The organism is Phenylobacterium sp. (assembly GCF_022402485.1).
Taxonomy (GTDB): domain Bacteria; phylum Pseudomonadota; class Alphaproteobacteria; order Caulobacterales; family Caulobacteraceae; genus Phenylobacterium.
This window is the reverse complement of sequence record NZ_JAKRSA010000024.1, coordinates 146,121-169,381: the sequence shown is the minus strand read 5'-3', so window position 1 is coordinate 169,381 and position 23,261 is coordinate 146,121. Positions and strand designations below refer to the sequence as shown.

Annotated in this window: 24 protein-coding genes and 1 tRNA gene; 15 read left to right on the top strand and 10 right to left on the bottom strand. The window is 64.3% G+C overall.

The annotated features are described in order from the left end of the window. The 8 genes from dusB (at position 1) to hflX (ending at position 9,793) form a co-directional block, all read left to right on the top strand. Positions 1 to 1,008, top strand: a complete 1,008-nt coding sequence (gene dusB, locus MH112_RS09875; RefSeq protein ID WP_296567137.1) for a tRNA dihydrouridine synthase DusB — start codon at positions 1 to 3, stop codon at positions 1,006 to 1,008. Continuing rightward, positions 1,005 to 2,120, top strand: a complete 1,116-nt coding sequence (locus MH112_RS09870; protein ID WP_296567135.1) for an ATP-binding protein — start codon at positions 1,005 to 1,007, stop codon at positions 2,118 to 2,120. The genes dusB and MH112_RS09870 overlap by 4 nt, the downstream gene beginning before the upstream one ends. Further along, positions 2,117 to 3,538 carry a sigma 54-interacting transcriptional regulator gene (locus tag MH112_RS09865; protein WP_296567133.1) on the top strand — a complete coding sequence of 474 codons (1,422 nt, stop codon included), beginning with the start codon at positions 2,117 to 2,119 and terminating at the stop codon, positions 3,536 to 3,538. Before MH112_RS09870 ends, MH112_RS09865 begins: the two co-directional genes overlap by 4 nt. Positions 3,539 to 3,629: 91 nt before the next feature. Continuing rightward, entirely contained in the window at positions 3,630 to 5,873 is a 2,244-nt protein-coding gene (locus MH112_RS09860) for a PAS domain-containing sensor histidine kinase (protein ID WP_296567130.1), read from the top strand. Further along, positions 5,863 to 7,254 (top strand): sigma-54 dependent transcriptional regulator, encoded by a 1,392-nt coding sequence (locus MH112_RS09855; RefSeq protein WP_296567129.1) that lies wholly within the window; start codon positions 5,863 to 5,865, stop codon positions 7,252 to 7,254. Before MH112_RS09860 ends, MH112_RS09855 begins: the two co-directional genes overlap by 11 nt. Before the next feature lie 2 nt (positions 7,255 to 7,256). Further along, complete coding sequence (locus MH112_RS09850; protein ID WP_296567127.1) at positions 7,257 to 8,120, top strand: D-amino-acid transaminase; 864 nt, start codon at positions 7,257 to 7,259, stop codon at positions 8,118 to 8,120. Between the two features lie 99 nt (positions 8,121 to 8,219). Continuing rightward, positions 8,220 to 8,465, top strand: a complete 246-nt coding sequence (hfq, locus tag MH112_RS09845) for an RNA chaperone Hfq (RefSeq protein ID WP_296567123.1) — start codon at positions 8,220 to 8,222, stop codon at positions 8,463 to 8,465. Next, on the top strand, positions 8,462 to 9,793 hold the full coding sequence (gene hflX, locus MH112_RS09840) for a GTPase HflX (RefSeq protein WP_296567121.1): 1,332 nt from the start codon (positions 8,462 to 8,464) through the stop codon (positions 9,791 to 9,793). Before hfq ends, hflX begins: the two co-directional genes overlap by 4 nt. Here the strand turns inward: hflX and mazG are convergent. The 3 genes from mazG to MH112_RS09825 all read right to left on the bottom strand — a co-directional run bounded on the left by mazG (position 9,790) and on the right by MH112_RS09825 (position 12,105). Beyond that, positions 9,790 to 10,602, bottom strand: coding sequence for a nucleoside triphosphate pyrophosphohydrolase (mazG, locus tag MH112_RS09835; RefSeq protein WP_296567119.1), 813 nt, complete (start codon positions 10,600 to 10,602; stop codon positions 9,790 to 9,792). The two genes, hflX and mazG, sit on opposite strands and share 4 nt — an antisense overlap. An 82-nt stretch (positions 10,603 to 10,684) precedes the next feature. Then, positions 10,685 to 11,218 carry a hypothetical protein gene (locus tag MH112_RS09830; protein WP_296567118.1) on the bottom strand — a complete coding sequence of 178 codons (534 nt, stop codon included), beginning with the start codon at positions 11,216 to 11,218 and terminating at the stop codon, positions 10,685 to 10,687. Between the two features lie 116 nt (positions 11,219 to 11,334). Then, positions 11,335 to 12,105: a TIGR00730 family Rossman fold protein gene (locus tag MH112_RS09825; RefSeq protein WP_296567116.1), complete on the bottom strand. Its 771-nt coding sequence runs from the start codon at positions 12,103 to 12,105 to the stop codon at positions 11,335 to 11,337. A gap of 187 nt (positions 12,106 to 12,292) precedes the next feature. On the opposite strand from MH112_RS09825, the gene MH112_RS09820 reads away from it, so the two are divergent. Next, positions 12,293 to 12,571, top strand: coding sequence for an HU family DNA-binding protein (locus MH112_RS09820; protein WP_296567114.1), 279 nt, complete (start codon positions 12,293 to 12,295; stop codon positions 12,569 to 12,571). Between the two features lie 250 nt (positions 12,572 to 12,821). Here the strand turns inward: MH112_RS09820 and MH112_RS09815 are convergent, their stop codons facing one another. The 7 genes from MH112_RS09815 to MH112_RS09785 form a co-directional block, all read right to left on the bottom strand. Further along, positions 12,822 to 13,211, bottom strand: coding sequence for a hypothetical protein (locus MH112_RS09815; protein ID WP_296567112.1), 390 nt, complete (start codon positions 13,209 to 13,211; stop codon positions 12,822 to 12,824). Between the two features lie 110 nt (positions 13,212 to 13,321). Beyond that, the gene (locus tag MH112_RS09810; RefSeq protein ID WP_296567110.1) at positions 13,322 to 13,930 is read right to left on the bottom strand and encodes a formyltransferase family protein; all 609 of its coding nucleotides are present in this window, start codon (positions 13,928 to 13,930) and stop codon (positions 13,322 to 13,324) included. Then, positions 13,927 to 14,763, bottom strand: a complete 837-nt coding sequence (locus MH112_RS09805; RefSeq protein WP_296567107.1) for an MBL fold metallo-hydrolase — start codon at positions 14,761 to 14,763, stop codon at positions 13,927 to 13,929. The genes MH112_RS09810 and MH112_RS09805 overlap by 4 nt, the downstream gene beginning before the upstream one ends. Next, on the bottom strand, positions 14,760 to 15,545 hold the full coding sequence (locus tag MH112_RS09800; protein ID WP_296567197.1) for a TatD family hydrolase: 786 nt from the start codon (positions 15,543 to 15,545) through the stop codon (positions 14,760 to 14,762). Before MH112_RS09800 ends, MH112_RS09805 begins: the two co-directional genes overlap by 4 nt. A 9-nt stretch (positions 15,546 to 15,554) precedes the next feature. Beyond that, a complete protein-coding gene (locus tag MH112_RS09795) occupies positions 15,555 to 16,559 on the bottom strand; it encodes a DNA polymerase III subunit delta' (protein ID WP_296567104.1) in 1,005 nt (334 codons plus the stop codon). Next, positions 16,552 to 17,190 carry a dTMP kinase gene (gene tmk, locus MH112_RS09790; protein WP_296567194.1) on the bottom strand — a complete coding sequence of 213 codons (639 nt, stop codon included), beginning with the start codon at positions 17,188 to 17,190 and terminating at the stop codon, positions 16,552 to 16,554. The genes MH112_RS09795 and tmk overlap by 8 nt, the downstream gene beginning before the upstream one ends. A gap of 93 nt (positions 17,191 to 17,283) precedes the next feature. Next, a complete protein-coding gene (locus MH112_RS09785; RefSeq protein ID WP_296567102.1) occupies positions 17,284 to 17,883 on the bottom strand; it encodes a septal ring lytic transglycosylase RlpA family protein in 600 nt (199 codons plus the stop codon). A gap of 115 nt (positions 17,884 to 17,998) precedes the next feature. Between MH112_RS09785 and MH112_RS09780 the strand changes: the two genes are divergently transcribed. From MH112_RS09780 to MH112_RS09755, 6 genes are all read left to right on the top strand, one after another. Continuing rightward, positions 17,999 to 18,088, top strand: a tRNA-Ser gene (locus tag MH112_RS09780). Between the two features lie 456 nt (positions 18,089 to 18,544). Continuing rightward, positions 18,545 to 19,486 (top strand): phytanoyl-CoA dioxygenase family protein, encoded by a 942-nt coding sequence (locus tag MH112_RS09775; protein ID WP_296567099.1) that lies wholly within the window; start codon positions 18,545 to 18,547, stop codon positions 19,484 to 19,486. Further along, positions 19,486 to 20,451, top strand: a complete 966-nt coding sequence (locus tag MH112_RS09770; protein ID WP_296567096.1) for an aldo/keto reductase — start codon at positions 19,486 to 19,488, stop codon at positions 20,449 to 20,451. Before MH112_RS09775 ends, MH112_RS09770 begins: the two co-directional genes overlap by 1 nt. Beyond that, positions 20,448 to 21,245: an alpha/beta hydrolase gene (locus tag MH112_RS09765; RefSeq protein WP_296567093.1), complete on the top strand. Its 798-nt coding sequence runs from the start codon at positions 20,448 to 20,450 to the stop codon at positions 21,243 to 21,245. The genes MH112_RS09770 and MH112_RS09765 overlap by 4 nt, the downstream gene beginning before the upstream one ends. A gap of 670 nt (positions 21,246 to 21,915) precedes the next feature. Then, the gene (locus MH112_RS09760; RefSeq protein ID WP_296567091.1) at positions 21,916 to 22,353 is read left to right on the top strand and encodes a hypothetical protein; all 438 of its coding nucleotides are present in this window, start codon (positions 21,916 to 21,918) and stop codon (positions 22,351 to 22,353) included. 112 nt (positions 22,354 to 22,465) lie between these two features. After that, entirely contained in the window at positions 22,466 to 23,254 is a 789-nt protein-coding gene (locus MH112_RS09755; protein WP_296567088.1) for a tetratricopeptide repeat protein, read from the top strand. The last annotated feature ends 7 nt before the right edge of the window (positions 23,255 to 23,261 follow it).

The window sequence follows — 23,261 nt, the reverse complement described above, 5'->3', positions numbered from 1 at the left end:
ATGGGCAAACAGCTCAAGGTCGGCACGGTGGAGGTTGGCGGGCGCGTCTGGATCGCCCCCATGACCGGCGTCTCGGATCTACCATTTCGTCGTTTGGCCAGTCGGCTCGGAGCGCCCTATGTGGCCACCGAGATGGTGGCGTCGGACGAGTTCGCCAAGGGGCGTCCTGACGTGGTCCGACGCGCTGCCGTTGGCGAAGGCCTGCCGCTCATGGTCGTTCAGCTTGTGGGACGCGATCCTGCGACCATGGCCCAGGGGGCCCGTCTGGCAGTGCGCGCGGGGGCGCAGATCATTGACCTGAACTTTGGCTGCCCGGCGCGGGAGGTCATTGGGGTAGCCTGTGGCTCAGCCCTAATGCGTGAGCCGGAGTTGGCCGAAGCCATCGTCGGCGCCGTGGTCGAGGCCGCAGAGGTCCCGGTCACCGTCAAGATGCGTCTAGGATGGGATGAGGCGTCCCTCAACGCCCCCGAACTTGCCGCCCGCTGCCAGGATCAAGGTGCCCAGGCAATCACGGTCCATGGCCGTACCCGCAGCCAGTTCTATCGCGGGGCGGCCGATTGGCGCGCTGTGGCAGCGGTAAAGTCGGCCGTCAGGGTGCCGGTGATCGTCAATGGCGACATTGTTGATGGCGCAACCGCTCGCCAGGCTCTGGATCAGTCCGGCGCTGACGGGGTCATGATCGGCCGCGGGGTCTATGGGCGACCCTGGATCGCCGCTGAAATCGAGGCAGCTCTCTCTGGGCTCGCCTTCGCGGCGCCCGATGTCGAGACGCGGCTGGCCTTGGTTCAGGCCCATCTCGACGACAGCCTGGAATTTTATGGCGAACGCCTGGGGCTGCGGATCTTCCGCAAGCACCTGGCCGCCTACATCGAAAACACGCCCTGGCCCATGCAGGCCGAGGCCAGGCGAGCCGCCCGCGGGCGGATCTGCCGACTTGAGGATCCGTCACAGGTGAAACTGGAGCTGATCGCGCTGTGGCGCGATCCTGAGACGAGGTTGGCCGCATGAACAGTCGGACCAGAACCACCCATCCGGGGCTTGATTTGAACGCTCTGAAGTCGGCCGCCTTTGACCTCAGCCCTGAGCCGGCCCTGGTGATCGATGGGCGCGGGGCCTTGGTTGCTGTCAATGAGGCGGCCGAAGCCCTGTTTGGTCAGGGGCTAGGCCTGCTCGCCCGGGGCCGGTTTCGCGCGGCTCTGCCGCCGGAGTCTCCCCTGGTCGCGCTCCTTAACCGGGTCCAGCAGGAAGGCGGTGCTGTCCGCCAACGGGGCCTGGAGATCAGCCTTTTTGGTCAGCCCACATTTGAGGCTGACGGTGTGGCCGCCCCGCTGGGTGATGGCTCCATCCTGCTCTCCTTACAGGTCAAGGGCGGCGTTTTTGCCGAGTTTGGCGGCGACGCAGCCGGTCTGCGCTCGATCATGGGCCTAGGTCGAATGCTGGCCCACGAGATCAAAAACCCCCTGGCAGGCATCCGCGGCGCCGCCCAGCTCCTCAAGGCCGGTGCCCGGGCCGACGACGTGCCTTTGGCGCAATTGATCGTCGATGAGACCGATCGGGTGAAGCGCCTGGTCGACCGCATGGAGGTTTTCGCCGACGACGCCCCGCCGGCCCGTGACCCGGTGAACATCCATGAGGTTCTGGACCGTGTCCGCGCCCTGGCAGCCAATGGGGTGGCCGACGGCCTCCTGCTGCGAGAGCAGTACGATCCTTCATTGCCGGCCACGCCAGGGGACGAGGATCAGCTGATCCAGGTGTTTCTCAACCTGGTCAAGAATGCCTCAGAGGCCGCCCATATGCGCGGGGATGGTCGCGGAGAGGTGCTGATCACCACGGCCTATCGGCATGGGGTCCGCGTGCGATCAACCAAGGATCGCCAGCTTCGCGGTGCTCCCTTGGAGATCCGTATTCAGGATAATGGCCCTGGCGTCCCGGCTCACCTGCGTGAACGGCTGTTTCAGCCCTTCGTCACCACGAAACCCAATGGGGCAGGGCTTGGCCTTGCCCTGGTCTCCAAGCTGGTGGTCGGCCACGGCGGACTGATCGACTTCGAATCCGAGCCCGGTCGGACGGTGTTCCGGGTGTTGCTTCCCATAGTGACTGAAAAGGACGTTACGGCATGAGCGCAGCCGGCAAGAAGATCCTGATCGCCGATGACGATGCTTCCATCCGACTGGTTCTGTCTCAGTCCTTCACCCGATTGGGCTATCAGGTCCGCGCCACGGGAAACGCCTCCACCCTGCTGAAATGGGTGTCCGAGGGGGAGGGCGACCTGGTCATCACCGATGTGATGATGCCCGACGAGAACGTGTTCGATGTCCTTCCGCGCATTCGCAAAGAGCGGCCCAAGCTGCCGGTCATCATCATGAGTGCGCAGAACACCCTGCTGACAGCGGTCAACGCGGCCGAGATCGGCGCCTTCGACTATGTGCCCAAGCCCTTCGACCTGGACGACATGACCGCCCTGGCGCGACGCGCTCTGGCACGCCCTGCCGACCCTGAAGCCTCCCGCGCCCAGGCCCGGGCCGTGCGTGACGAACGTCTGCCATTAATCGGCCGCTCAGCACCGATGCAGGAGGTCTACCGCACGATCGCCCGGCTGGTGGGGGCAGACCTCACCGTGCTGATCCTCGGGGAATCGGGGACGGGCAAGGAGCTGGTGGCCCGCGCCCTGCACGACATGGGGCGCCGTAAGGACGGCAAGTTCGTGGTCATCAATCTGGCCGCGACCCCCAGGGAAAGAGTCGAGGCTGAGCTGTTTGGTCGGGCCGATGGGGATAGCGGCAAGCTGGTGGAGGCTGATGGGGGTACGCTATTCCTCGACGAGATCGGCGACATGCCCCTGGACGCCCAGACCCGGCTGCTTCGGGTGATCGATGGGTCAGAGCCGGCCCTGAATCCAAAGACCGGGCGACGGCCCAACGCCCGGCTGATCGCCGCCACAAACCGCGATCTTCGGGCTCTGATCGCCCAGGGCCTGTTCCGCGAAGACCTCTATTTCCGCTTGAATGTGGCGCCCATCCGGCTGCCGCCCCTGCGGGACCGGACTGAGGATATCCCCGACCTTGCTCGCTCGTTCCTGCTGCGGGCTAACCGTGAGGGGCTGCCGTCAAAGACCATCGACCAGGCGGCCCTGGAGCGGCTGAAGCTGCACGGCTGGCCCGGCAATGTCCGCGAGCTGGAGAACCTGATCCGCCGGGTCTGCGCGCTCTATGCCGAGGAACTGATCACCGCCCGGATCGTCGAGAAGGAACTGGCCGATCAACAGCCCAGCCAGCCAGGGCAGGAGGGGCCCTTGACGCTGGCCCAGTTGGTTGAGCGGCACCTGGGCGGTTACTTTGCTGAGCAGCCCGACGGCGTGCCCCCAGTGGGGCTCTATGACCGGGTGCTGGAAGAGGTGGAGCGTCCACTGATCCAGCTGACCCTGGCCGCGACCCGGGGCAATCAGGTCCGTGCGGCGGAAATTCTCGGCTTGAATCGGAACACCCTGCGAAAAAAAATCCAGGACCTTGGGGTGGATCTGACCCGCGGGCGCCGCTGATCCGAGCGATCTTTGCCGGGCGGTCAACCTGACGTAATCAAGCAACATCTGTGTTGAGTTCCAGACACAGTTGCGCCTAGGCTAGGCTCTCATGACGCTGTCAATCAGGAGCTTTGAGGCCGCCAGACCGACCGCCATCCTGTGGCGGGCGATTCAGTCCCGCTATGCCCTCGGCGGTGGCTATATCTTGGCGGCCATCCTGACAGCGGTGGCGATCCTGCTGGCGGCCTCGCCACCTGAAGCCGGCCCCCTGAGGCCCGCCTCGACCACCATCCTGACGGTCCTCAGCCTCAACCTCGTCCTGATCCTCTTCCTGGCGGCGATTGTTGGGTTCCGACTCCTGGCATTGCTGGATGCCCGATCGGTAGATGCCGGAGCCCGGTTGCATCTGCGCTTCGTCACCTTGTTCGCCGTGGCGGCCGTCGCTCCGGCCGTGGTGGTCGCACTGTTCTACGGCGTGCTGGTCAACCGAGGCTTTGACAACTGGTTCAGCGAGCGGGTGCAGACGGTGGTGGAAAACTCCGCCACCGTGGCGCGCTCCTACGTAGAGGACCAGAAGCGTTACATCGGCGAGCACGTGGCCCCAATGGCGGTGGACCTCAACCGTGCGGCACCTGCCCTGGCGACCTCACCGGTCACCTTCACCCACTTCCTGTCCTATCAGGCGGCCTATCATGGGTTTCCAGCCGCCTATCTCATAGACCGGGAGGGCCGGGTTCTGGCGCGGGTCGAGGCACCTGATGCGCCGCCTTTCGTCATGCCCCCAGAGTCCAGTTTCCAGGCGGCTGATGAGGGCGACATCTCGGTCCCAGCCTTTGATTCTTCGGACCTGATGCGTGCGCTCTACCGGCTGAAGGATTATCCCGATGCCTATCTCTATGTGGCCAGACCCGTAGAGTCGGGGATCATCACCCACCTGATCGAGGCTGAAGGCTCTCTGATCTCCTATCGGGAGGCCGCTCAGAGCCGGGCCCGGATTCAGACGGTATTCGTCCTCAGCTATGTGGAGACCGCTCTTTTGGTCCTGGTGGGTGCGGTCTGGCTTGGCATGTCGGCGGCCAACGCCATCTCAGGCCCCGTCGCGCGGCTCGTTCAGGCCGCCGGTCGTGTGGCTGCGGGAGACCTGAGCGCGCGGGTCGAGTCCGGAAATGACCCTGAAGAAATTGCCGTTCTTTCCCGTGCTTTCAATAGCATGACTCATGATCTTCAGGCGCAGCAAGAAGCCCTGCGCCGAGCCAGCGATGAGGCTGAAGGGCGACGGGAGTTCATTGAGACCGTACTGTCGGGGGTCAGTGCCGGCGTGATTGGTCTCGACAGCCAGGGTCGGATTTCGGCCTTGAACCGCCAGGCCGCCCAGCTGTTGGGCCTGGGTAGCGGCCCGGTGGAGGGGCTGACCCTGGCTGAGCTTGCGCCAGAACTCAGCGCCGTGGCCGGGGAGGCTGCAATCTCGGGAGCGGCTGAGGCTGAGGTCGACATCCAGCGGGCGCGGGAAAGTCATAGACTGCGGGTTCGGGCAAGCCGCAGCGAGAGCGGACTTGTTCTGACCTTTGACGACATCACGCGCCTGGTGGCCGCCCAACGCAATGCCGCCTGGAAAGATGTCGCCAGGCGCATCGCCCATGAGATCAAGAACCCTCTGACGCCGATCCAGCTCTCGGCTGAGCGGATCCGTCGAAAATTCCGCAAGGACGTGGCGCAGGCCGATCTCGAAACCTTCGACCGCTGCACCGACACCATTGTGCGGCAGGTGGGCGATATCGGTCGGATGGTCGACGAGTTTTCAGCCTTTGCCCGGATGCCCGCCCCCCGGTTCTCGCAGCAGGACCTGGCTGAGCTGCTCCGTGCCCAGGTTTTCGCCCAGGGCGTGGCCAATCCCCATCTCAAGATCGTTCTCACCGATCCGACACCGGACGTGACCGTCATGGCCGACGGGCGAATGCTGGCCCAGGCTCTGACCAATATTCTCAAGAACGCCGCCGAGGCGGTGACCACGCGGGTAGAGACCACCCCCCGTCCCGCCGGGCGCATCACTGTTCATATGACGGCAGCGGCCGAAATCGTGACCATCGCCATAGAAGATAATGGCGTGGGCCTCCCCGAAAAGGACCGCGATCGCCTTACTGAGCCCTATGTCACGACCCGCGAGAAGGGCACAGGCCTTGGTCTGGCCATCGTCAAGCGGATCTTAGAAGACCATGGCGGCGAGTTGCTGCTGACCGACGCGGCCCGAGGACAGGGGGCCAGGGTGATCCTGACCCTTCCGATGGCCCATCGCCCAGCCAGCCTCGTCCAAGACCCTACACTGATCTTCGAAGGAGAAGCCCATGGCCGCTGATGTGCTTGTGGTGGATGACGAAGCTGACATCCGCGACCTGGTGGCCGGCATTCTCTCCGACGAGGGTTATGAGGTCCGCACAGCCTCAGATTCAGAGAGCGCCCTTGCGGCGGTTCGCGCCCGCCGACCTTCCCTGTTGATCCTGGACATCTGGATGCAGGGGGGCGGGATGGACGGTCTGGAGCTTCTGGACCTGCTCAAGGCCCTCGATCCCGACTTGCCAGTCATCATGATCTCCGGCCACGGCAACATCGAAACCGCCGTCAGCGCCATCAAGCGTGGTGCCTATGACTTCCTGGAAAAGCCATTCAAGTCCGACCGACTTTTGCTGGTCGTAGACCGGGCTCTGGAGGCGGCCAATCTGCGGCGTGAGAACCGTCGCCTGCGAACCCAGGCGATCATGCCCGAGGGACTGATCGGCAAGTCTATGCCCGCCCAGCATCTGCGCCAGATGATCGCCAAGCTGGCGGCGGCCAACAGCCGTGTGCTGATTGCCGGTCCGCCGGGATCAGGCAAGGAGACGGTCGCCCGTCTCATTCACAGCGCAAGCCCCAGGGCCAGGGGGGAGTTCGTGGCGATCAGCGCGGCGGGAATGACCCCAGAGCGGATGGATGTCGAGCTCTTTGGCGTCGAAGGGGAGGGCGGACGGCCCGGCAAGATCGGGGTCTTCGAGCGTGCCCATGCCGGCACCCTCTATCTTGATGAAGTCGCCGATATGCCTCGGGAAACCCAGAGCCGAATCCTACGGGTGCTGGTGGAGCAACGCTTTCGCAGAGTGAATGGCGATGGCGATGTGCAGGTGGATGTCCGGGTCATCTCCTCCACCTCGAGAAATCTGCGGGAGGAGATCGCCGAGGGCCGGTTCCGGGAAGACCTGTTCCACCGTCTGAACGTGGTGCCGGTCGCTGTTCCAGGTGTCTCCGAGCGCCGAGAGGACATTCCGGAACTGGTCGAGAACTTCATTGAGCGCATCTGCGAAGCCAGCGGCATGCCAAGACGGGTGTTGTCAGAGGACGCCATAGGCGCACTTCAGGTCCGTCCCTGGCCAGGCAATCTCCGGCAGCTGCGCAATGTGGTCGAGCGGATGCTCATCCTCAGCTCTGGCGATCCCAGGGAGCCCATCACCGCCGACATGGTGCCGTCCGATGCCCCACCGGCCGATGGCGGGGGTCTGCTAGGCGCCGACAAGATTATTGCCCTGCCTCTTCGGGAGGCGAGGGAAACCTTTGAGCGCGAATACCTTAGCGCGCAGATGATGCGGTTCTCAGGGAACATTTCTCGGACCGCCGCCTTCATCGGCATGGAGCGCTCGGCGCTGCATCGAAAATTGAAGTCCCTGGGCCTGTCAGGGGCCCGAGCCGTAGAGGAGGGCGTGGATTAGTCATGGGACGCATCGCTTATGTGAACGGTCGATATGGCCGCCATGCTGACGCCGCCGTCCATATCGAGGACCGCGGCTATCAGTTGGCCGATGCGGTCTATGAGGTCTGGTCGGTGTTCGGCGGCAAGCTCGCCGATGCGGAGGGACATTTCGCCCGCCTCAAGCGCAGCCTTGGCGAGTTGCAGATCCCCGAGCCCATGTCCCGCGCGGCGCTGACCGTTGTCCTGCGCGAAGTGCTGCGGCGCAATCATGTCCGCGAAGGTCTGATCTATCTCCAGATCAGTCGGGGCGTTGCGCCACGAGATCATGCCTTTCCAGATGGCCCCCTCAGCCCGTCGATGGTGATAACCGCCAAGTCCCTTGATCGCGTGGCCTCAGAGGCCAAGGCAGCCCAGGGCATCAAGGTGATCACCACGCCAGAGAATCGCTGGGGTCGGTGTGACATCAAAACCGTCGGGCTTTTGCCCAATGTCATGGCCCGTCAGGCGGCCCGCTCGCAGGGCGCTGGCGAGGCGCTGTTCGTTGACGATCTCGGCCTAATTACCGAAGGCGCCTCGGCCAATGCCTGGATACTGGACGGCGACGGCGTCCTTCGCACCCGCGACACTCAGGCCAACATCCTGCGCGGTGTCACCCGCAACACCCTCCTCGATGTGATCGCTGAGGCTGGCCTCAAGGTCGAGGAGCGCCCCTTCACCCCTGAGGACATGGCTCAGGCGCGGGAGGCCTTTATTACGGGAGCGGGCTCTCTGGTCCTGGCCGTCACGGCCATTGACGGTCGGCCAATCGGTGATGGCACGCCTGGGCCTGTGGCGACGCGGCTCCGGAGCCTCTATATCGAGCGGGCCAAGCAGACTGCTGTCTAGGACGCCGACTGTGATTGCACGGCGGCTAAAGGTTGGACTAGCTTGCCTTATGTGTGTGGGGGCGTGTGGCCCCTCAAACGGAGAAAAGGGCGAAAAGCCATGAGCGAAAAAAAGCAGAACCTGCAGGACACCTTCCTCAACAGCGTCCGCAAGGCCAAAACACCCCTGACCATTTTCCTTGTGAACGGCGTCAAGCTGCAGGGTGTGGTCAGCTGGTTTGACAACTTCTGCGTGCTCCTGCGTCGTGACGGCCAGTCTCAGTTGGTCTATAAGCACGCCATCTCCACCATTATGCCCGCTCAGCCTGTGCAGCTGTATGAGCCGGCGGAAGACGAGAACGATTGAGTTCATCACCCATCGACCATGAGGCGCCCGTCCAAGGCGCCCTCATCATCCATCCAGAACGCGATGGGCGAGGCGGGGCACGTTCGTCCCTGGCTCGCCTGGAAGAGGCTGAGGGCCTGGCTCTCGCCCTCGATCTCGAAATCCGCCGGGGCATGGTCGCCCCGGTGCGCAAGCGCATGCCCGCCACCCTGTTTGGCAAGGGCAAGGTCGCCGAAATCGGAGCGCTCTGCGAAGAGCTCGAGATCGATGTGGCCGTCGTTGATGACGCCCTGACTCCGGTACAGCAGCGAAACCTGGAGAAGGCCTGGAAGGTGAAGGTCATGGACCGCACCGGGCTGATCCTGGAGATCTTCGCCCGCCGAGCCCGGACCCGGGAAGGGCGTTTGCAGGTTGAACTGGCCAGACTGTCCTATGAGCGGTCGCGGCTGGTGCGCACCTGGACCCACCTGGAACGACAGCGGGGCGGGTTCGGTGTCATGGGCGGGCCTGGGGAAACTCAGATTGAAACCGATCGGCGTCTGCTGGCCGATAAGATCGGGCGGCTGAAGAAAGAGCTGCTTGAGGTCCGCCGGACACGCACCTTGCAACGCGCCGCCCGCAAGCGCAGGCCCTATCCGGTGGTCGCCCTGGTCGGCTATACCAACGCTGGCAAGTCCACCCTGTTCAATCGCCTGACGAATGCCGAGGTGATGGCCGAGGACATGCTATTTGCCACCCTCGATCCCACCTTGCGGATGCTGCACCTGCCCGATGGGCGGCCAGCGATCATGTCCGATACCGTCGGCTTCATCTCTGATCTGCCCCACGAACTGGTGGAGGCGTTTCGCGCCACCCTGGAAGAGGTGCAGGAGGCCGATGTCATTCTGCATGTCCGTGACATCGCCAGCCCTGACAGTGCTGCTGAGGCTGCCGATGTGCGTGAAGTGCTCGAACGCATGGGCGTGGAAATCGACGAGCGCCGGGTGCTGGAGGTCTGGAACAAGATTGACCTGACCCCAGCTGAAGACCGGCCGATCCTTGAGGGCGATGCCCGACGCGCCCATCCACCAGCCCTGCTGGTCTCCGCCGTCACGGGGGAGGGGATTACCCTCCTGCTTCAGGCCGTGGCTGGGATGGTGGACGAATCGCCCCCGGTCGAGGCGCATCTGCCCGCCGGTGAGGGGGCTGCCATGGCCTGGCTCTATCAGAATGGTCGGGTGATTGACCGGCATGCCGACGATGAAGGCGGGGTCCGGATGGCGGTCCGGCTAACGCCTAAGGCCCTGGGACAGTTTGAACAGCTGTTCCCAAGGATCGAGCTCGGCGCAGTCTCGGCTTCGGTGCCTTAGCGCTTTTCGGCGACCTTCGCAGCGTCCCAGAGGGCGTCCATCTCGTCCAGATCGGACTCCTGAAGCGTGCGGCCACGTTCAGCCAGACCCGCTTCAATGAACTGGAAACGGCGGACAAACTTGGCATTGGTGGCCCGCAGGGCATCTTCAGGTTCGATGTCCAGCTTGCGGGCCAGATTGGCCATCACAAACAGCACGTCGCCGATCTCACCGCGCAAGGCGTCCCGATCGCCGGACACGATCTCAGCCTCCATCTCGCCGATCTCCTCCCGCAGCTTTTCCAGTACAAAGGAGACATCGGGCCAGTCGAATCCCACGCGGGCGGCGCGTTTCGTCAGTTTCACGGCCCGGGTCATGGCCGGAAGGCCCGCCGGCACATCGTCCAGAAGGCTGACATTGCGCCCCTTGCTGGCGCGCTCCTGCGCCTTCATGGCCTCCCAAGCTGAGGTCTGCGCTTCCCCCGAAGCATAGCTTTCCTCGCCAAAGACATGAGGATGCCGGCGGATCATCTTGTCATTGATGGCACGAGCCACATCGTCAAAGGCGAAGGCCCCCTGGTCTTCGGCGATCCGCGCATGGAACACGACCTGCAGCAGCAGGTCGCCCAACTCATCCTTCAGATCGGCGAGATCATTTCGTTCAATGGCGTCAGCCACCTCATAGGCTTCCTCCACCGTATAGGGGGCGATGCTGGCGAAGGTCTGCTCCAGGTCCCACGGACAGCCGCTCTTGGGGTCGCGCAGCTGCGCCATAATGGCCAGAAGACGCTCCAGCGGTGGCAGATCACTGGGCGGGGCTGTAGCAGGCATGGGGGCAATAGACCTTGGTTCGACCTTCGGGGTCTGGGCGAGGGCGATCAGACCCCGCCTTGCCCGCCCTGACAAGCCAGGCTCAGCGGAGAGCGTAAAGCTGGCCTCGGCTGAGCCGGTGACTAAACCGTTCGAAAGTCCGTTCGGCGTCGCCCCATACGGATTGGCGACTGGAGTCGCTTATGTCCGAGGCGTACCAGGCAAAGCTCACCGGGGTCACCGCCCCATCAAAGGCCACTGTACGACCCTCAATTGATGCGCCCCCCAAGGCCGCACTGCGAAAGGAAAGGCCTGGGCGGCTCATCAATTCCTGGCGGGTCGGACGGCTGGGCCGAAGATCGGTCAGAACTAACTCGACCCGCCCCCCGGCCATGACCCCCAGCCTCTGAAGATCATCGGCCACCAATCTGCGCAGCCGCTCGGCCTGAGCCTCGAGCTCAGCCTTGCCATAGGTCTTGAAGGCTGTAGCGGCGAACTTGGGATCCACCTCGACGCTAACCTGTGGTGGAGCGGCGGCATTGATCTGAGGCTCGTGGGCGGGCGCAGCCGTGACGCCCCCCAGTCCAAGACCACAGGAGAGGGCCACGGCCAGCAGACTGCTTTGGACGATGCGCATGAGAGCCTCCAGTGAATCACCCAAAGGTTGCAGCGAAACCGTGGCGTGACTGTGGCCCGCGACCACGGCAAGCTTCAAGCCAAGACCATGCGGCCCTGGGCACAGGGCCGTCCTGCCTAGTCCAGCCCCTGCAAGCCCTTGGCCTTGAGCAGACCCCAGATCTGTTGTGGGGTTTCGGCAAAGCCAAAGAGTTCGAGATCCCGCGGCGCAATCATGCCGTGCTGGGCCAAAGCCTCAAAGTTGATCACTTCCGACCAGTAGGCTTTGTCGAACAGGACAATGGGTATGGGCGGACTCTTCTCGGTTTGGCGAAGGGTCAGCAACTCGAACAGCTCATCGAGCGTGCCAAAGCCTCCGGGAAAAATCACCAAGGCCCTGGCCCTCATCGCCAAGTGCATTTTACGCATGGCGAAATAGTGGAACTGGAACGTCAGATCAGGGGTGGAGTAGGGGTTAGGGACCTGTTCGTGGGGCAGGGTTATATTGAAACCGATCGAAGGTGCCCCAGCTTCAAACGCGCCTCGATTGGCCGCCTCCATGATCCCGGGGCCGCCGCCGGTGGCGATGACATTGTGCCGTCCCTGGCCCCCGTCGAGCAGGGCACCACCCAACTCTGAGGCCAGCCGCCCAAACTGGCGGGCAGAATCATACCACCCGCTCTGGCGGCCTGGTCCGTCCAGGGCGACCCGGGCGCTGCCAAACACCACAATTGTGGAGAGGATGCCCCAGGCACGCAAAGCTTCCTCAGCCTTGGCGAACTCGAGCTGGAACCTCACCCCACGCATGGAGTCGCCCAACAGGAAGTCCTGGTCCAGGGCGGCCGGTCGATACGAGGGAGAGGCCAAATGGGCACCGAGGGTCGGTGGCGGGGAAGGGGGGCTCGACATCCCACAAGCCTGCCGGGAGTCGCCACCCACGGTCCACCACGTCCGCCTCAAACCCAAATGGTGTAGCGTCATTCACCGTCGAGGTGAAAAATTCCCTTGAATCGAAGGCCATTGGACCATTTGCTCAGGTGACACCGGCATCGCCCCTTGGCAGTGTCGAAAGCTGATTCCCAACCTGGAGCCATCCATGAACACCTCCGACATCATCGATCGCGTCGCCGCGGCCGACGACAAGCTGACCAAGGCTCAGGCCAAGCAGGTGGTAGACGGCGTCTTCGCCGCAATCCGTGATGCCGCCATCAGCGGCGAGGAAGTGTCCCTGCCAGGCTTCGGCAAGTTCAAGGTGCAGAACAAGCCGGCGCGCACGGGCCGCAACCCCCAGACCGGCGAAGCCGTCCAGATCGCTGCCTCCAAGAAGGTGTCGTTCCAACCGGCCAAAGCCCTGAAGGACGCGGTCAACGGCTAAGCCGTCGCTCGCGCATGTCGTTCCGCCTGCCGCACGCAGGCGGCGCAATGATCAAGGCCGGCGTCTTCGACGTCGGCCTTTGTCATGGGCGATCGCTAGGGGAAGTGACCACGAGGAGCCTGATGGCCTGCTAGCCGTTCCAGACCACTTCAATTCTTCGCCTAAGATATATTATCAGAAATATGAGACGACCAGAAAGGCGCCTAGCTGACCGCCACCAATGAAACCCACGCGGATGACCGGTGAAATCCTAAAACAGGTCGAGATCGCCGTCTTCATCATCAGAGCCATAGCTGACGCCCGTGGCCGCGCCCTCGATGCGCTTGACCACATCCCCAAGGGTAATGTGGCTCAGTGCCGAGGTCAGATCCACGGCGGCTTCCTCACTGGCCTGCAGGCCAAGGTCCCGGGCGAAATTCGCCAGCGCCGTGAGATGTTGGTTCAACAGGTCAATGGCGTGCAGGTCCTGCATCACCTTCAGCCGTTCGTCCGGCGCGATGAGCTCCAGCATCTTGCCCAGGGTGTCGTCCAAATGCTGCGAAGCGTGACCGGCCATTGCGATCTCGCCAGCCAGCAGATCAAGCGCCATCGCCGGGCTGATACGAACGCGTTCCATAATCGTGGCGGCGGCTGCAGACATGAATCACTCCCCTAGGTCGGGGCACCCTGCTCCTGCGCCGCTTAAAGGCAAATGAATGACGTTCGGCGAAACGTCGCCCCCTAGGTCGGGATGACGCCGCCAAGATCTACTCACACGTGTGGTAGCGCGCGCCTGCCACTTGAGATATCCTGCAAGGTGCGAAGATAGAAGGCTGGCTCAAGTGCTGTAAGGCGGGCTTCGAGACTCTCGGCGGTTTCACCAGGGTCCACAGAAACGGTCATTCGCGCCACCTCTGGCCCGTGATCATACTCCCCGTCGACCAGATGGATGACCGCAGCACTTTCCGTCAGACCGCTGGCGATGACGGCCTCGTGGACCCGCCGCCCATACATGCCCTCCCCGCCAAATTCTGGCAGAGGTCCGGGATGGATATTGAGAACCCTGCCCCGGAAGCGGTCCAGAAACACCGGTCCGAGCCGACGGAGATACCCTGACAGGATCACCAGATCGACCTGTGCCTCGCCCATGGCCTTTGCCAGGGCGCGGTCGGCGGCTTCAGGATCAGATTTGGTGGGGATGACGGCCGTGGGAACCCCGGCGGCGGCGGCATGGTGTAGGGCCGGGGCGTCTCTTACATTGCTGACCACCAGACAAGGCTTGGCCAGAAGCGCTCCCTGCTGAATGGCGGCCAGGATTGCCCGCATGGATGTGCCATTTTTCGTTGCCAGAAAACCAAGCCTAATTGGCTGTTCCTTCACGAAAAACCTGCCTCTAATTCATGTGAAAATGTAAGACCGTCATAGGCCGGCTCAACCCCCTTGGGCAGGCGGGAGACGAGGTCTTTGTAGTCCAGATCGATGTGCATATTGGTCAGGATGGCGCGGCGGGGTGCCAGGCGTTCGATCCATGACAGGGCCAGATCCACATGGGCATGGGTCGGATGCGGACGCCACCGCAGGGCATCCACGATCCAGACATCCAGGTTCTGCAAGGCTGCAAATGACGCCTCTGGCAGGTCCACCAGATCACTGGAATAGGCGACATCCCCAAACCGGTATCCCACCGAACGCACCCCCCCATGATCCTGGTCAAAGGTCGTGACCGGGATGATCCCTGAGGGCCCTGAAATGCTGAACCCCTGCCCTAGCGGCGGGAGGGTCATCGGATCACAGATGGCCGGATACCCCCCTTCAGCTTCGAAGATGTAGCCGAAGCGGCGCTGCATCGTCGCCCAGGTTGCGGCATCCATGTAGCAAGGAATCTTAGCCCGCTGACGGATGAAAAAGGCGCGCACGTCATCAATGCCATGCACCTGATCGGCGTGATCATGGGTCAGCAGGACCCCGTCCAGGCGCTTCACCCCGGCCGCCGCCGTCTGCAGCCTCAGGTCTGGGGAGGTGTCCACAAGCACAGTGGTGACGGGCTGGCCGTCAGCCTCCTGGGGGCTGCCCCTACGGCGGACCAGCAGGGAGCAGCGGGAGCGCTGATTGCGCGGCTCGCCAGGATCGCAGGCCCCCCAGTCCCCATCGGCCCGCGGCACGCCGCCGGACGATCCGCTGCCAAGAATCGTGAACTCAAGCCTGGCGCTCACGGTCGAGGGATCCGGTCAAACAGGGCAAAGAAGGCATCCTCGGTCCTGGCCTCTGCCTCAGCCAGAGACCAGCCCCGCACCTCTGCCAGCTTGGCCAGGACGTGGGGCAGATAGGCCGGCTCATTGCGCCGTCCCCGGTAGGGAATGGGTGCAAGATAGGGGCAGTCGGTCTCTACAATAATCCGCTCGGGCGGCATCTCGGAGATCACCTGCCGGACGTCTTCTGCGGCCTTGAACGTGGCGATCCCCGAGACAGAGAACCAGGCACCTAGCGCTGCAGCCCGCCGGGCCAGATCAGCCCCGCTGGTATAGCAGTGCATCAGCATCCTAAAGGCGCCCCTAGCGTACTCCTCCTCCAGGATCTCCCCCATGACGGCATCTGCCTCCCGGGTATGGACCACCAGAGGCAGGCCGGTTTCCCGGGCGGCCGCCACATGGGCGCGGAATACCTTGGCCTGAATGTCTCGCGGACTGAGGTCGTAGTGAAAGTCGAGACCGGTCTCACCAATCCCGACCACCTTGGGATCGGCGGCCAGATCGATCAGGGTCTGGGCCGAGAGGTCTGGGTCTTCCTTAGCCTCATGGGGATGGGTGCCCACAGTGCACCAGATGTCCGGTGCCTCGGCGACAGCGCGCACAGCGGCGAAACCCGAGACCTTGTCGCTGATATTGACCATCAGGGCGATGCCGGCTGCCCGCGCCCGGGCGATGACCTCGGCACGGTCCTCATTGAACTGGGGGGCGTGCAGGTTGACGTGACTGTCGATGAGCATGGGATCAATGTCGATGGGTCAGGTGCGGGCGGCGGACCGCAACTCGCGAAGCGCCGTGAACAGGGCGTCGGCGCGGTCGAGATTGAGGCCCTCGACCTCGCGCGGCAGGGCGGTCAGCCTCTCCCACGCCTGCGCCCAAGGATCAAGGCCGCCCCGCCCCTCAGCCGCGCGCTCCCGCGCCAGGACGTGGACCCGCTCTCCAAGGCGCTCCATGAACAGGGCAAAGTTGGCAGCCCCCTCCCCGCCTCGAAACCGGTCTGTCAGCGCCAAGGCTATGGCCTCATCAAAGTCCGGCAGATCGGCAAGGATCTCCCGGGCGGCGTCATCCAGCGCTAAGGCGGCACCCGCCGCCAGGGTGAGGGCCCGCCCTGGTGCCTCCCCCGACATCCGCGCCAGCCGCAGGGCCTCCTCGGGATTGACCCGGGCATGGTCGCGGACAAAGGCCGCCGTGGCTTCCAGGCCCAGGGGACGAAACAGCAGCCGGCGACAGCGGGACCGGATGGTGGGCAGAAGTCGACCCGGCGCATGGGAGACCAGGAAGATCACGCCCCTTGGCGGGGGTTCTTCCAAGGTCTTCAGCACGGCATTGGCGGCATTGACGTTCAGGTCGTCGGCGGGATCGATGATCGCAACCCGGTGCGGGGCGCTGGCCGGGGACTTGGAGAAGAAATCCGACAGCTTGCGCGCCTCATCCACGGGAATGGATTTGCGCAGCTTGCCGTCCTCGCCCATCCGCTCGATGACCAGCAGATCGGGGTGCGATCTTGCCGCCACCTGCCGGCTCACCGGATGGTCGGGATCGACCCCCAACACCCCGTGCCCCGGCGCGGCCGGTGCGCCGAGCAGACGCCGGGCGGCGCGGTAAGCGAAGGTTGCCTTGCCGACGCCTTCCGGTCCCGTGAGCAGCCAGGCATGGTGCAGCCGGCCTCTGGATCTGGCGTCCTCGAAGGCGGCCTCTGGGCCTTCATGGCCAGTAAGATCATAGACATCCCGGGGATGGGGCGGCGCCACACGCTCAGCCAAGCGGGGCCTCCAGACGTTGGGCCACCGCTGCCCAGATCTCGGCGCTGACCACCTCCAGCGGCTGGCTGGCATCGAGGATGCGGCACCGGGCCGGTTCCCGAGCGGCGATCTCCAGGAAGGCCTGACGGAGCCTTGCATGAAAGGCCTGACCTTTGGATTCAAAGCGGGTCTCGGCCCCCGCCCGGCTGGCGGCGCGGGACAGGCCCACCTCGGCGGGAAGGTCGAGGATCAGGGTCAAATCGGGGCGGACATCACCCAAGACGTGGTGTTCTAGGGCTGCGATCAAAGCCTCGTCGGTTCCGCCCGCCGCCCCCTGATAGGCCCGGGTGGAATCGGCAAAGCGATCGCACAGTACCCAGGCCCCCCGCGCCAGGGCGGGACGGATCACCCGCTCCACATGATCGCGCCGGGCGGCATACATCAATAGGGTCTCGGTCATAGCCGACCAGCGGTCAGCCTCCCCGCGCACCAGCAGGTCGCGGATAGCCTCGGCCCCCGGCGAGCCACCTGGCTCTCGCGTGGCGATGACCTCCAGGCCCAGCGCCTTGACACGCTCCGCCAACAGGCGAAGCTGGGTGGACTTGCCGCCCCCCTCCCCGCCTTCGAATGTGATGAAATGGCCCTGGGTCACAGGGCTCAAATTGGCCGTTTCGCGGCGTAAGTCCAGCCATACTGGCGCCGTCCGCGGGCATCGCCGGGTCTAGGCCAGCAGGCGCCAGCTGGCTCAACGTCCCAATGAGAAGGGGCCGATCGACAGTCTCGCCCGCCGCACGCCAGGGTCGCTGCCACCCCCAAGGGGCGCTGGCCCGAGATAGCGGACTCGAACCCGGGCCAGTCCCTTGGACTCAAAGTCGAGCTCCCGGGCCGCGGCCCTGGACATGTCGATGATCCGGTCGCCCACGAACGGTCCGCGGTCATTGACCCGGACCACAACCTTGCGGCCATTCTCCAGGTTGGTGACCTCCACCAGGCTCGGCATGGGCAAGGTGGTGTGGGCCGCCGTCATGGCGTCCATATTGAAGGTTTCGCCATTGGCCGTGGTCTTGGCGTGGAACTGGGCCCCGTACCAGGAGGCGACCCCCACCCGGTTGTAGTTCGGGTCCTCTTTGGGCACGTACCAGACGCCGGCCACCTGGTAGGGCTTACCCACCTTATAGGTTCCCCCTGCCCCGCTGGGTGCCTGACTGGACGCGGAAGGATCCTGCGGTAGCCGACTGGCCAGCTTGGGCTTGGGCGCCGCGCAGGCGGTGACCACCAGGGCGCCGAGGCTGACCCCTACCAGGGTCCGGATCGTTGCGGTGGGCTTCCGCCGCTGGCCAAGCATGGCCGGCCTCCTGTGCACATCCTTAGCGGATGATGAACCGGGAGCCTTGAGAGGAGGTTAAGCCCGTCTGAGCCCTTGGAAGATCAGCCCAGGCCCTGCTATAGGCCGCCCCTCCGGACGGGTGGCCGAGTGGTTTAAGGCAGCGGTCTTGAAAACCGCCGTGGGTGAAAGCCCACCGTGGGTTCGAATCCCACCCCGTCCGCCATCCCCGGCATTAAGTTATTAGAATAAATCATTTAATTTGCGCATTGCGGGGATCACCCCAACCCGCGCCCTAATTTCTTGCTGGGATAAACGGTTCGATCGCTTCAGACGGTACGCCAAGCCCTAAACAGTGGTGATACTATGAAAGGCTTGGACGCGAGGTCACGCTCCGCACGAGTCCCCCGGCTCAGGTGGCGCGCATCCTGAAGGCGGCCTAGGCCTCAATCCGCTATGAGCGGGGGTCGCCGTTCAGCTTGAAGTCGATCAGCACGAAGCCGGCTTTGGGATTGCCCAGTTTGGCGGTGACGCCAACGCTTCCGGCTTTATTCCCCGCAGGCGCGGCCAGCCCACAAACTAGACGTGACCGCAAGGTTCGCGCCGCACGGTTGCACGCTCAAGTCACATCGAATACTATTGACGTTTAATATAATAGTCCTGGCGGCGCAGGAGGAACACCATGGACGGTACTCAAGGCTCATGGGTCACGCCTGAGGTCCTCGCCCTGCGGGCCTATCTGGAAGCCCAGAATGGCATCAAAGGTCTGGAGATCCTCACGCCCGCCGACACGCGGCATGCGGTCGAGCTGTTCCGACGTGACGGGTTTGTGGTCATCGCCGACGCCCTCGACTCCGAGCAGACCGAGATCCTGGCGCGGGGTTGCGCCACCGCGATAGACGAGATCCTGGCGCTGGACTCGGACAGGGCCGGTAACCGCGGCTCGCACCGCTATTCCTTCGGCGGCTCCAGCCTGACGCGGAGCCAACTGCACCGCCCCGAGTGGCAGATGCTCCTCGACAATACGGTCGTCGCCGATGTGGTGACCGGGATCTTCCAGTCCGAAGACTACGTGCTACGCGCGGCGAGCGGCGACTTCTGCCTTCCGGGCGCGGTCGGCTATCAGCCGTTGCACTCCGATGTCCGCGACTGGCGCGACACCACCACTACGCCCTTCAGCGCCTTCTACGACCCGCGCCGGCAGCTGACCATCCGCGACCTGCCCTGCCCCTATGTCTGCGCCAACTTCCTTCCCCAGGATGTGACGCGGCTGAACGGTCCCACCCGACAGATCCCCGGCACCCAGCATTCCCGTACGCCGATCCCTACGCTGGACCAGGAACCCGAGTGGATGCGCCTCTCCACCGTCTGTCCCGCCCCGGCTGGCGCGGTGATGATCCGCGACGTGCGCGCCTGGCACGGCGGCACGCCCAATGTCTCCGATCAGATCCGATCCATCCCGAACCTGGAATTCTACGCCCCTTGGTTCCGGGAACCGATCGTGCCGGGCATCACCTATGCGGACTACAAGACGTTGTCGGAACGCGCCCAGAGGATGGTCCGCCACTGCGTGGCCGACTCCAGCGAGACCCTGGTGACCGGACCGACTTTGAGGGCACCCTAGTGATTTATCGCAGGCTAGGCCGCACTGCGCTTCAGGTCAGCGCCCTCTGCCTGGGGACCATGAACTTCGGCCCGCGCACCTCAGAAACTGAGAGCTTTGCGATCCTCGATGACGCCGTTGAGGCCGGGATCAACTTCATCGACACCGCCAACCAGTACGGCGGCCATCTCGGCGTCGGCGCCACCGAGACCCTTCTGGGCGGCTGGCTGGCCGAAGACCGCGCCCGGCGCGACCGGATCGTGCTGGCCACCAAGGTCCATGAGCCAATGTCGGACGACATCAATGACCGGGGCCTTTCCGCGCGCCACATCCAGATGGCCTGTGACGCAAGCCTGAAGCGCCTTCGGGTGGACCACATCGATCTCTACCAATTCCACCACATCGACCGTGCCGCCTCGCCTGAGGAAATCTGGCAGGCGATGGATCGGTTAATCGCCCAAGGAAAAATCACCTATGTTGGAACCAGCAACTTTCCGGGCTGGGCCATCGCGCGCGCCAACGAGCGGGCCATGGCGACAACTCGGCTGGGGCTGGTCTGCGAACAGAGCCTCTACAATCTGATCGAACGCCGCGCCGAGCTGGAGGTAATCCCCGCCTGTCAGGCCTACGGCATGGGCGTCATCGCCTGGAGCCCCCTGGCTGGCGGCCTCCTCGCCGGCGCTTCCGCCGACACAGATGGCCGACGCAGCGCCGACGGCGTCATCCTGGAGGCAGACGCGCGCGCGGATCAGCTCGCCCGCTTCGCCGCACTGTGTGAAGCCCTTGGCAAGAGCTCGAGCGCCGTGGCGCTGGCCTGGCTGCTGCACCAGCCGGGCCTCACCAGTGCGATCATCGGCCCCCGCCGTCGGGAACAACTGACCTCGGCGCTGCACGCCACGGACCTGGCGCTGGATGGTGCCACCCTGGCTGAGATCGATGCCATCTTCCCACCTTGCGGGCCAGCGCCGGAAGCCTACGCTTGGTGACCAATACTTGGCGCAAAGACTTCGTGACCGTCGCCGGCAGCCATCTGGCCCTTCACCGCACCGGCGGCGACGGACCGCCCCTGGTGCTGTCGCATGGCCTCACCGACAACGGCCTGTGCTGGTCCAGGCTCGCCAAGGCGTTAGCGCCCGACTTCGATGTGATCATGCTCGACGCGCGCGGCCACGGCGAAAGCTCCGGCTTCGAAGGCGTGGAGGTTCGCGATCCAGCCCGCGACCTAGCCGAAGCCATCGACGCCCTTGGCCTCAATGCGCCCATCCTGATGGGCCACTCAGTGGGTGCCCGCGCCACCGCCGCCTGCGCCGCTGCACGTCCCGGCCTCGCCGCCAAGGTAATCCTGGAAGACCCGCCCCTGGTCCCGCCGACCGAACCCGCCTCGATCAAGCCCCGCGCCCAGCGGTTCCGCGAACAGGTCGAACGCTTCCACGCCATGACCGAAGCCGAGATCACCGCCATGGGCCGCGCTCAGTCGCCGCTATGGCATGACGACGACTTCCCCGCCTGGGCGGCTTCAAAGCGCCAGGTTGATCCAGACGCCATGCCCGCCTACGCCACACGCTGGCAGGACGAACTCGCGGCGATAACCTGCCCCACCTTGCTGATCCGCGGCGACGCCGAGGCCGGCGGAATGGTCACCCCGGCTCTCGCTGAAGAGGCCGCCGCCCTCAACGCCCGACTCCAGGTCGCCTACATCCCCGGAGCCGGCCACAACCTGCGGCGGGAGAACTTCGAAGCATACTTGGCGGCGGTGAGAACGTTTGTGGCCGAGCCCTAGGCCTCCGCCAAAGCCGTCACTATCACATTGAATTAAATGATTATTACAGGCCTCGCTCGGATCGCCCCTGCCGGTGGCGTAGAGAGTGCCGAGGAACGTCTGCGCGCCGGTAATACGAAAATGCTCGAGCGCCTCCGCGTGGTTTCCAGCGCGGTAGGTGGCCGCGCCCAGCGCAAAGGGGTCAGCGGCTTGAGCGGTTGCCGCGCTCGAAACGACAGCGCCAGAAAGCCCTGATGAAACGCCGCCCCATCGCAGACCTCATGTCCCGCGTTTTATGGCCTCGGGCGTAGACTACATCGGAGCGCCCCAACGGCTTAGCACCGTCGCGGCGAGCAGGTCCCTAAAGGCCCCATCGTCATCTTGCCAGTCCACTAGCAGCCGCACCCGTGCGCCCTCTAGGGACCGGCCTGCCCTGGTCTGGCCATGGGCGCACGGGTGCGGTCAGGCCTGTTTCCGGGGCGTTTCAAGGGGAATTACTGAGAAAGACTGCTTCTTCCCCGGCCCGGGGGGCAGCGCAAACAAGAGCGCAAGCCGGGGGATGATCGATGAATTGGCCCTTGGTCTTGAAGAGCCAAAGCCCTGCTGAACGGGGTCACGGTATAGGTGCCGCCATTTTGACAAGTCCAGACCGGCGGGTACTGTTGGCCCATGGGTGCCAAGGCGGGGGATCATGAAACGGCTATTCACCGGCTTGGCGACGGCCTTGACCCTTGCGTTGCCGCCAACGGCGGTGGCCCAGCCGGTCGATTTTGGCGATGATCGCAGCGAATGGGCCCTGGACGGGGAGTGCGATGATCTTCGCTTCGTCGGACCTGGAATGACCCAGACCACCCTCTTAGAAGCCGATGTACGGCACGACGCAACCGACTGCCGCATAGCCTTTCAAGACGGCCGGATCTGGCCGCGGGATGGCCGAGGGGTGCCGACAATTGAGTTCGGCGATGACACAAGCACCTGGGCCTTTGATGGGGAATGTGACGATCCACGCTTTATCGGACCCGGGATGACCCAGAGCACGCTTTTGGAAGCTGATGCCCGGCGGGACGCCACCGACTGTCGTACCGCTTACGAAAGCGGTCGAATCTGGTTGCGGGGCGGCGGAAGTTGAGCGGTGACGCCACGGCGAGCAGGCTGACGCTAACTTCCGATAAGTTGCGCAGCCCTGATGATCAGCGACCACTGGCTCAAACGGCGGGGACTCTCAGCGGAATATGAAAACCATGGGGCTGATCTGCGCAGTGGCCCTCCTGGCTTGGCCACAGGCTGTTGAGGCCCAAAGCGCCCAGCAGCTGTTCCAGACCGGCAAGGACCACAGCGTCATGGGCGAGGAGGCTCCGGCATTGATCGCTTACGAGAAGGCGGCAGCCTTGGGGCTAGCCGACGCGGCCCATTTGGCGGCGCAGAGCTACCATTATGGCTGGACCGGCATCCGGAACTTCCGAAAGGCGGCCAGCTACTACAATCAGGTCATCGCCGCGTCAGACCGGGCCTACACCGTTCAAGAGGCCAGGACGCAGCGCGAGGCCATGCTGCGGGAATTGGGCGACATGGCCTTTGACGCCGCCCGCAAGCGCGACCTGTCCACAGCCGAACGCTACTACAATCTCGGGATCGAGCTGGGGGACGGGAGCGCGCTGGGCAACCTCGCCCATTTTTACGAGACAGGACGCTTTGGCTGGCCCCGGGACGAGGTCAAGGCCAGGGCGCTCTATGAACGTCAGGCGGAACAGGCCCCCAACTCCTCGGGGCTTTGGGCCCTGGGACTCATGTCCAAGGACGGGCGTGGCGGCCCGGTGGATTACACCCGCGCTGAGTCCGCCTTCCAGGCGATGATCGATATGGGGTCACAGGCCGGCTATGTGGAAATGGCGAAGCTCTACCTTGAGGGCAAAGGGGTGCGCCAGGACCGCGGCATCGCCCTCGAACTGCTCCAGCGCCCCTGCGATCTGGGCATTCACGAGGCCTGCGACCTGGGCGGTCTGACCCCCGCCCCCTTGCCTGGCTCCTAGGTCTAGG

Excerpts from the sequence above, each read along its gene's own strand:
- MH112_RS09855 (WP_296567129.1), top strand. The coding sequence starts at position 5,863 with ATGGCCGCTGATGTGCTTGTGGTGGATGACGAAGCTGACATCCGCGAC.
- MH112_RS09860 (WP_296567130.1), top strand. The coding sequence starts at position 3,630 with ATGACGCTGTCAATCAGGAGCTTTGAGGCCGCCAGACCGACCGCCATC.
- MH112_RS09755 (WP_296567088.1), top strand. The coding sequence starts at position 22,466 with ATGGGGCTGATCTGCGCAGTGGCCCTCCTGGCTTGGCCACAGGCTGTT.
- MH112_RS09785 (WP_296567102.1), bottom strand. The coding sequence starts at position 17,883 with ATGCTTGGCCAGCGGCGGAAGCCCACCGCAACGATCCGGACCCTGGTA.
- MH112_RS09775 (WP_296567099.1), top strand. The coding sequence starts at position 18,545 with ATGGACGGTACTCAAGGCTCATGGGTCACGCCTGAGGTCCTCGCCCTG.
- MH112_RS09815 (WP_296567112.1), bottom strand. The coding sequence starts at position 13,211 with ATGTCTGCAGCCGCCGCCACGATTATGGAACGCGTTCGTATCAGCCCG.
- MH112_RS09865 (WP_296567133.1), top strand. The coding sequence starts at position 2,117 with ATGAGCGCAGCCGGCAAGAAGATCCTGATCGCCGATGACGATGCTTCC.
- dusB (WP_296567137.1), top strand. The coding sequence starts at position 1 with ATGGGCAAACAGCTCAAGGTCGGCACGGTGGAGGTTGGCGGGCGCGTC.
- hfq (WP_296567123.1), top strand. The coding sequence starts at position 8,220 with ATGAGCGAAAAAAAGCAGAACCTGCAGGACACCTTCCTCAACAGCGTC.
- MH112_RS09830 (WP_296567118.1), bottom strand. The coding sequence starts at position 11,218 with ATGCGCATCGTCCAAAGCAGTCTGCTGGCCGTGGCCCTCTCCTGTGGT.
- MH112_RS09850 (WP_296567127.1), top strand. The coding sequence starts at position 7,257 with ATGGGACGCATCGCTTATGTGAACGGTCGATATGGCCGCCATGCTGAC.
- mazG (WP_296567119.1), bottom strand. The coding sequence starts at position 10,602 with ATGCCTGCTACAGCCCCGCCCAGTGATCTGCCACCGCTGGAGCGTCTT.
- MH112_RS09870 (WP_296567135.1), top strand. The coding sequence starts at position 1,005 with ATGAACAGTCGGACCAGAACCACCCATCCGGGGCTTGATTTGAACGCT.
- MH112_RS09760 (WP_296567091.1), top strand. The coding sequence starts at position 21,916 with ATGAAACGGCTATTCACCGGCTTGGCGACGGCCTTGACCCTTGCGTTG.
- MH112_RS09825 (WP_296567116.1), bottom strand. The coding sequence starts at position 12,105 with ATGTCGAGCCCCCCTTCCCCGCCACCGACCCTCGGTGCCCATTTGGCC.
- MH112_RS09820 (WP_296567114.1), top strand. The coding sequence starts at position 12,293 with ATGAACACCTCCGACATCATCGATCGCGTCGCCGCGGCCGACGACAAG.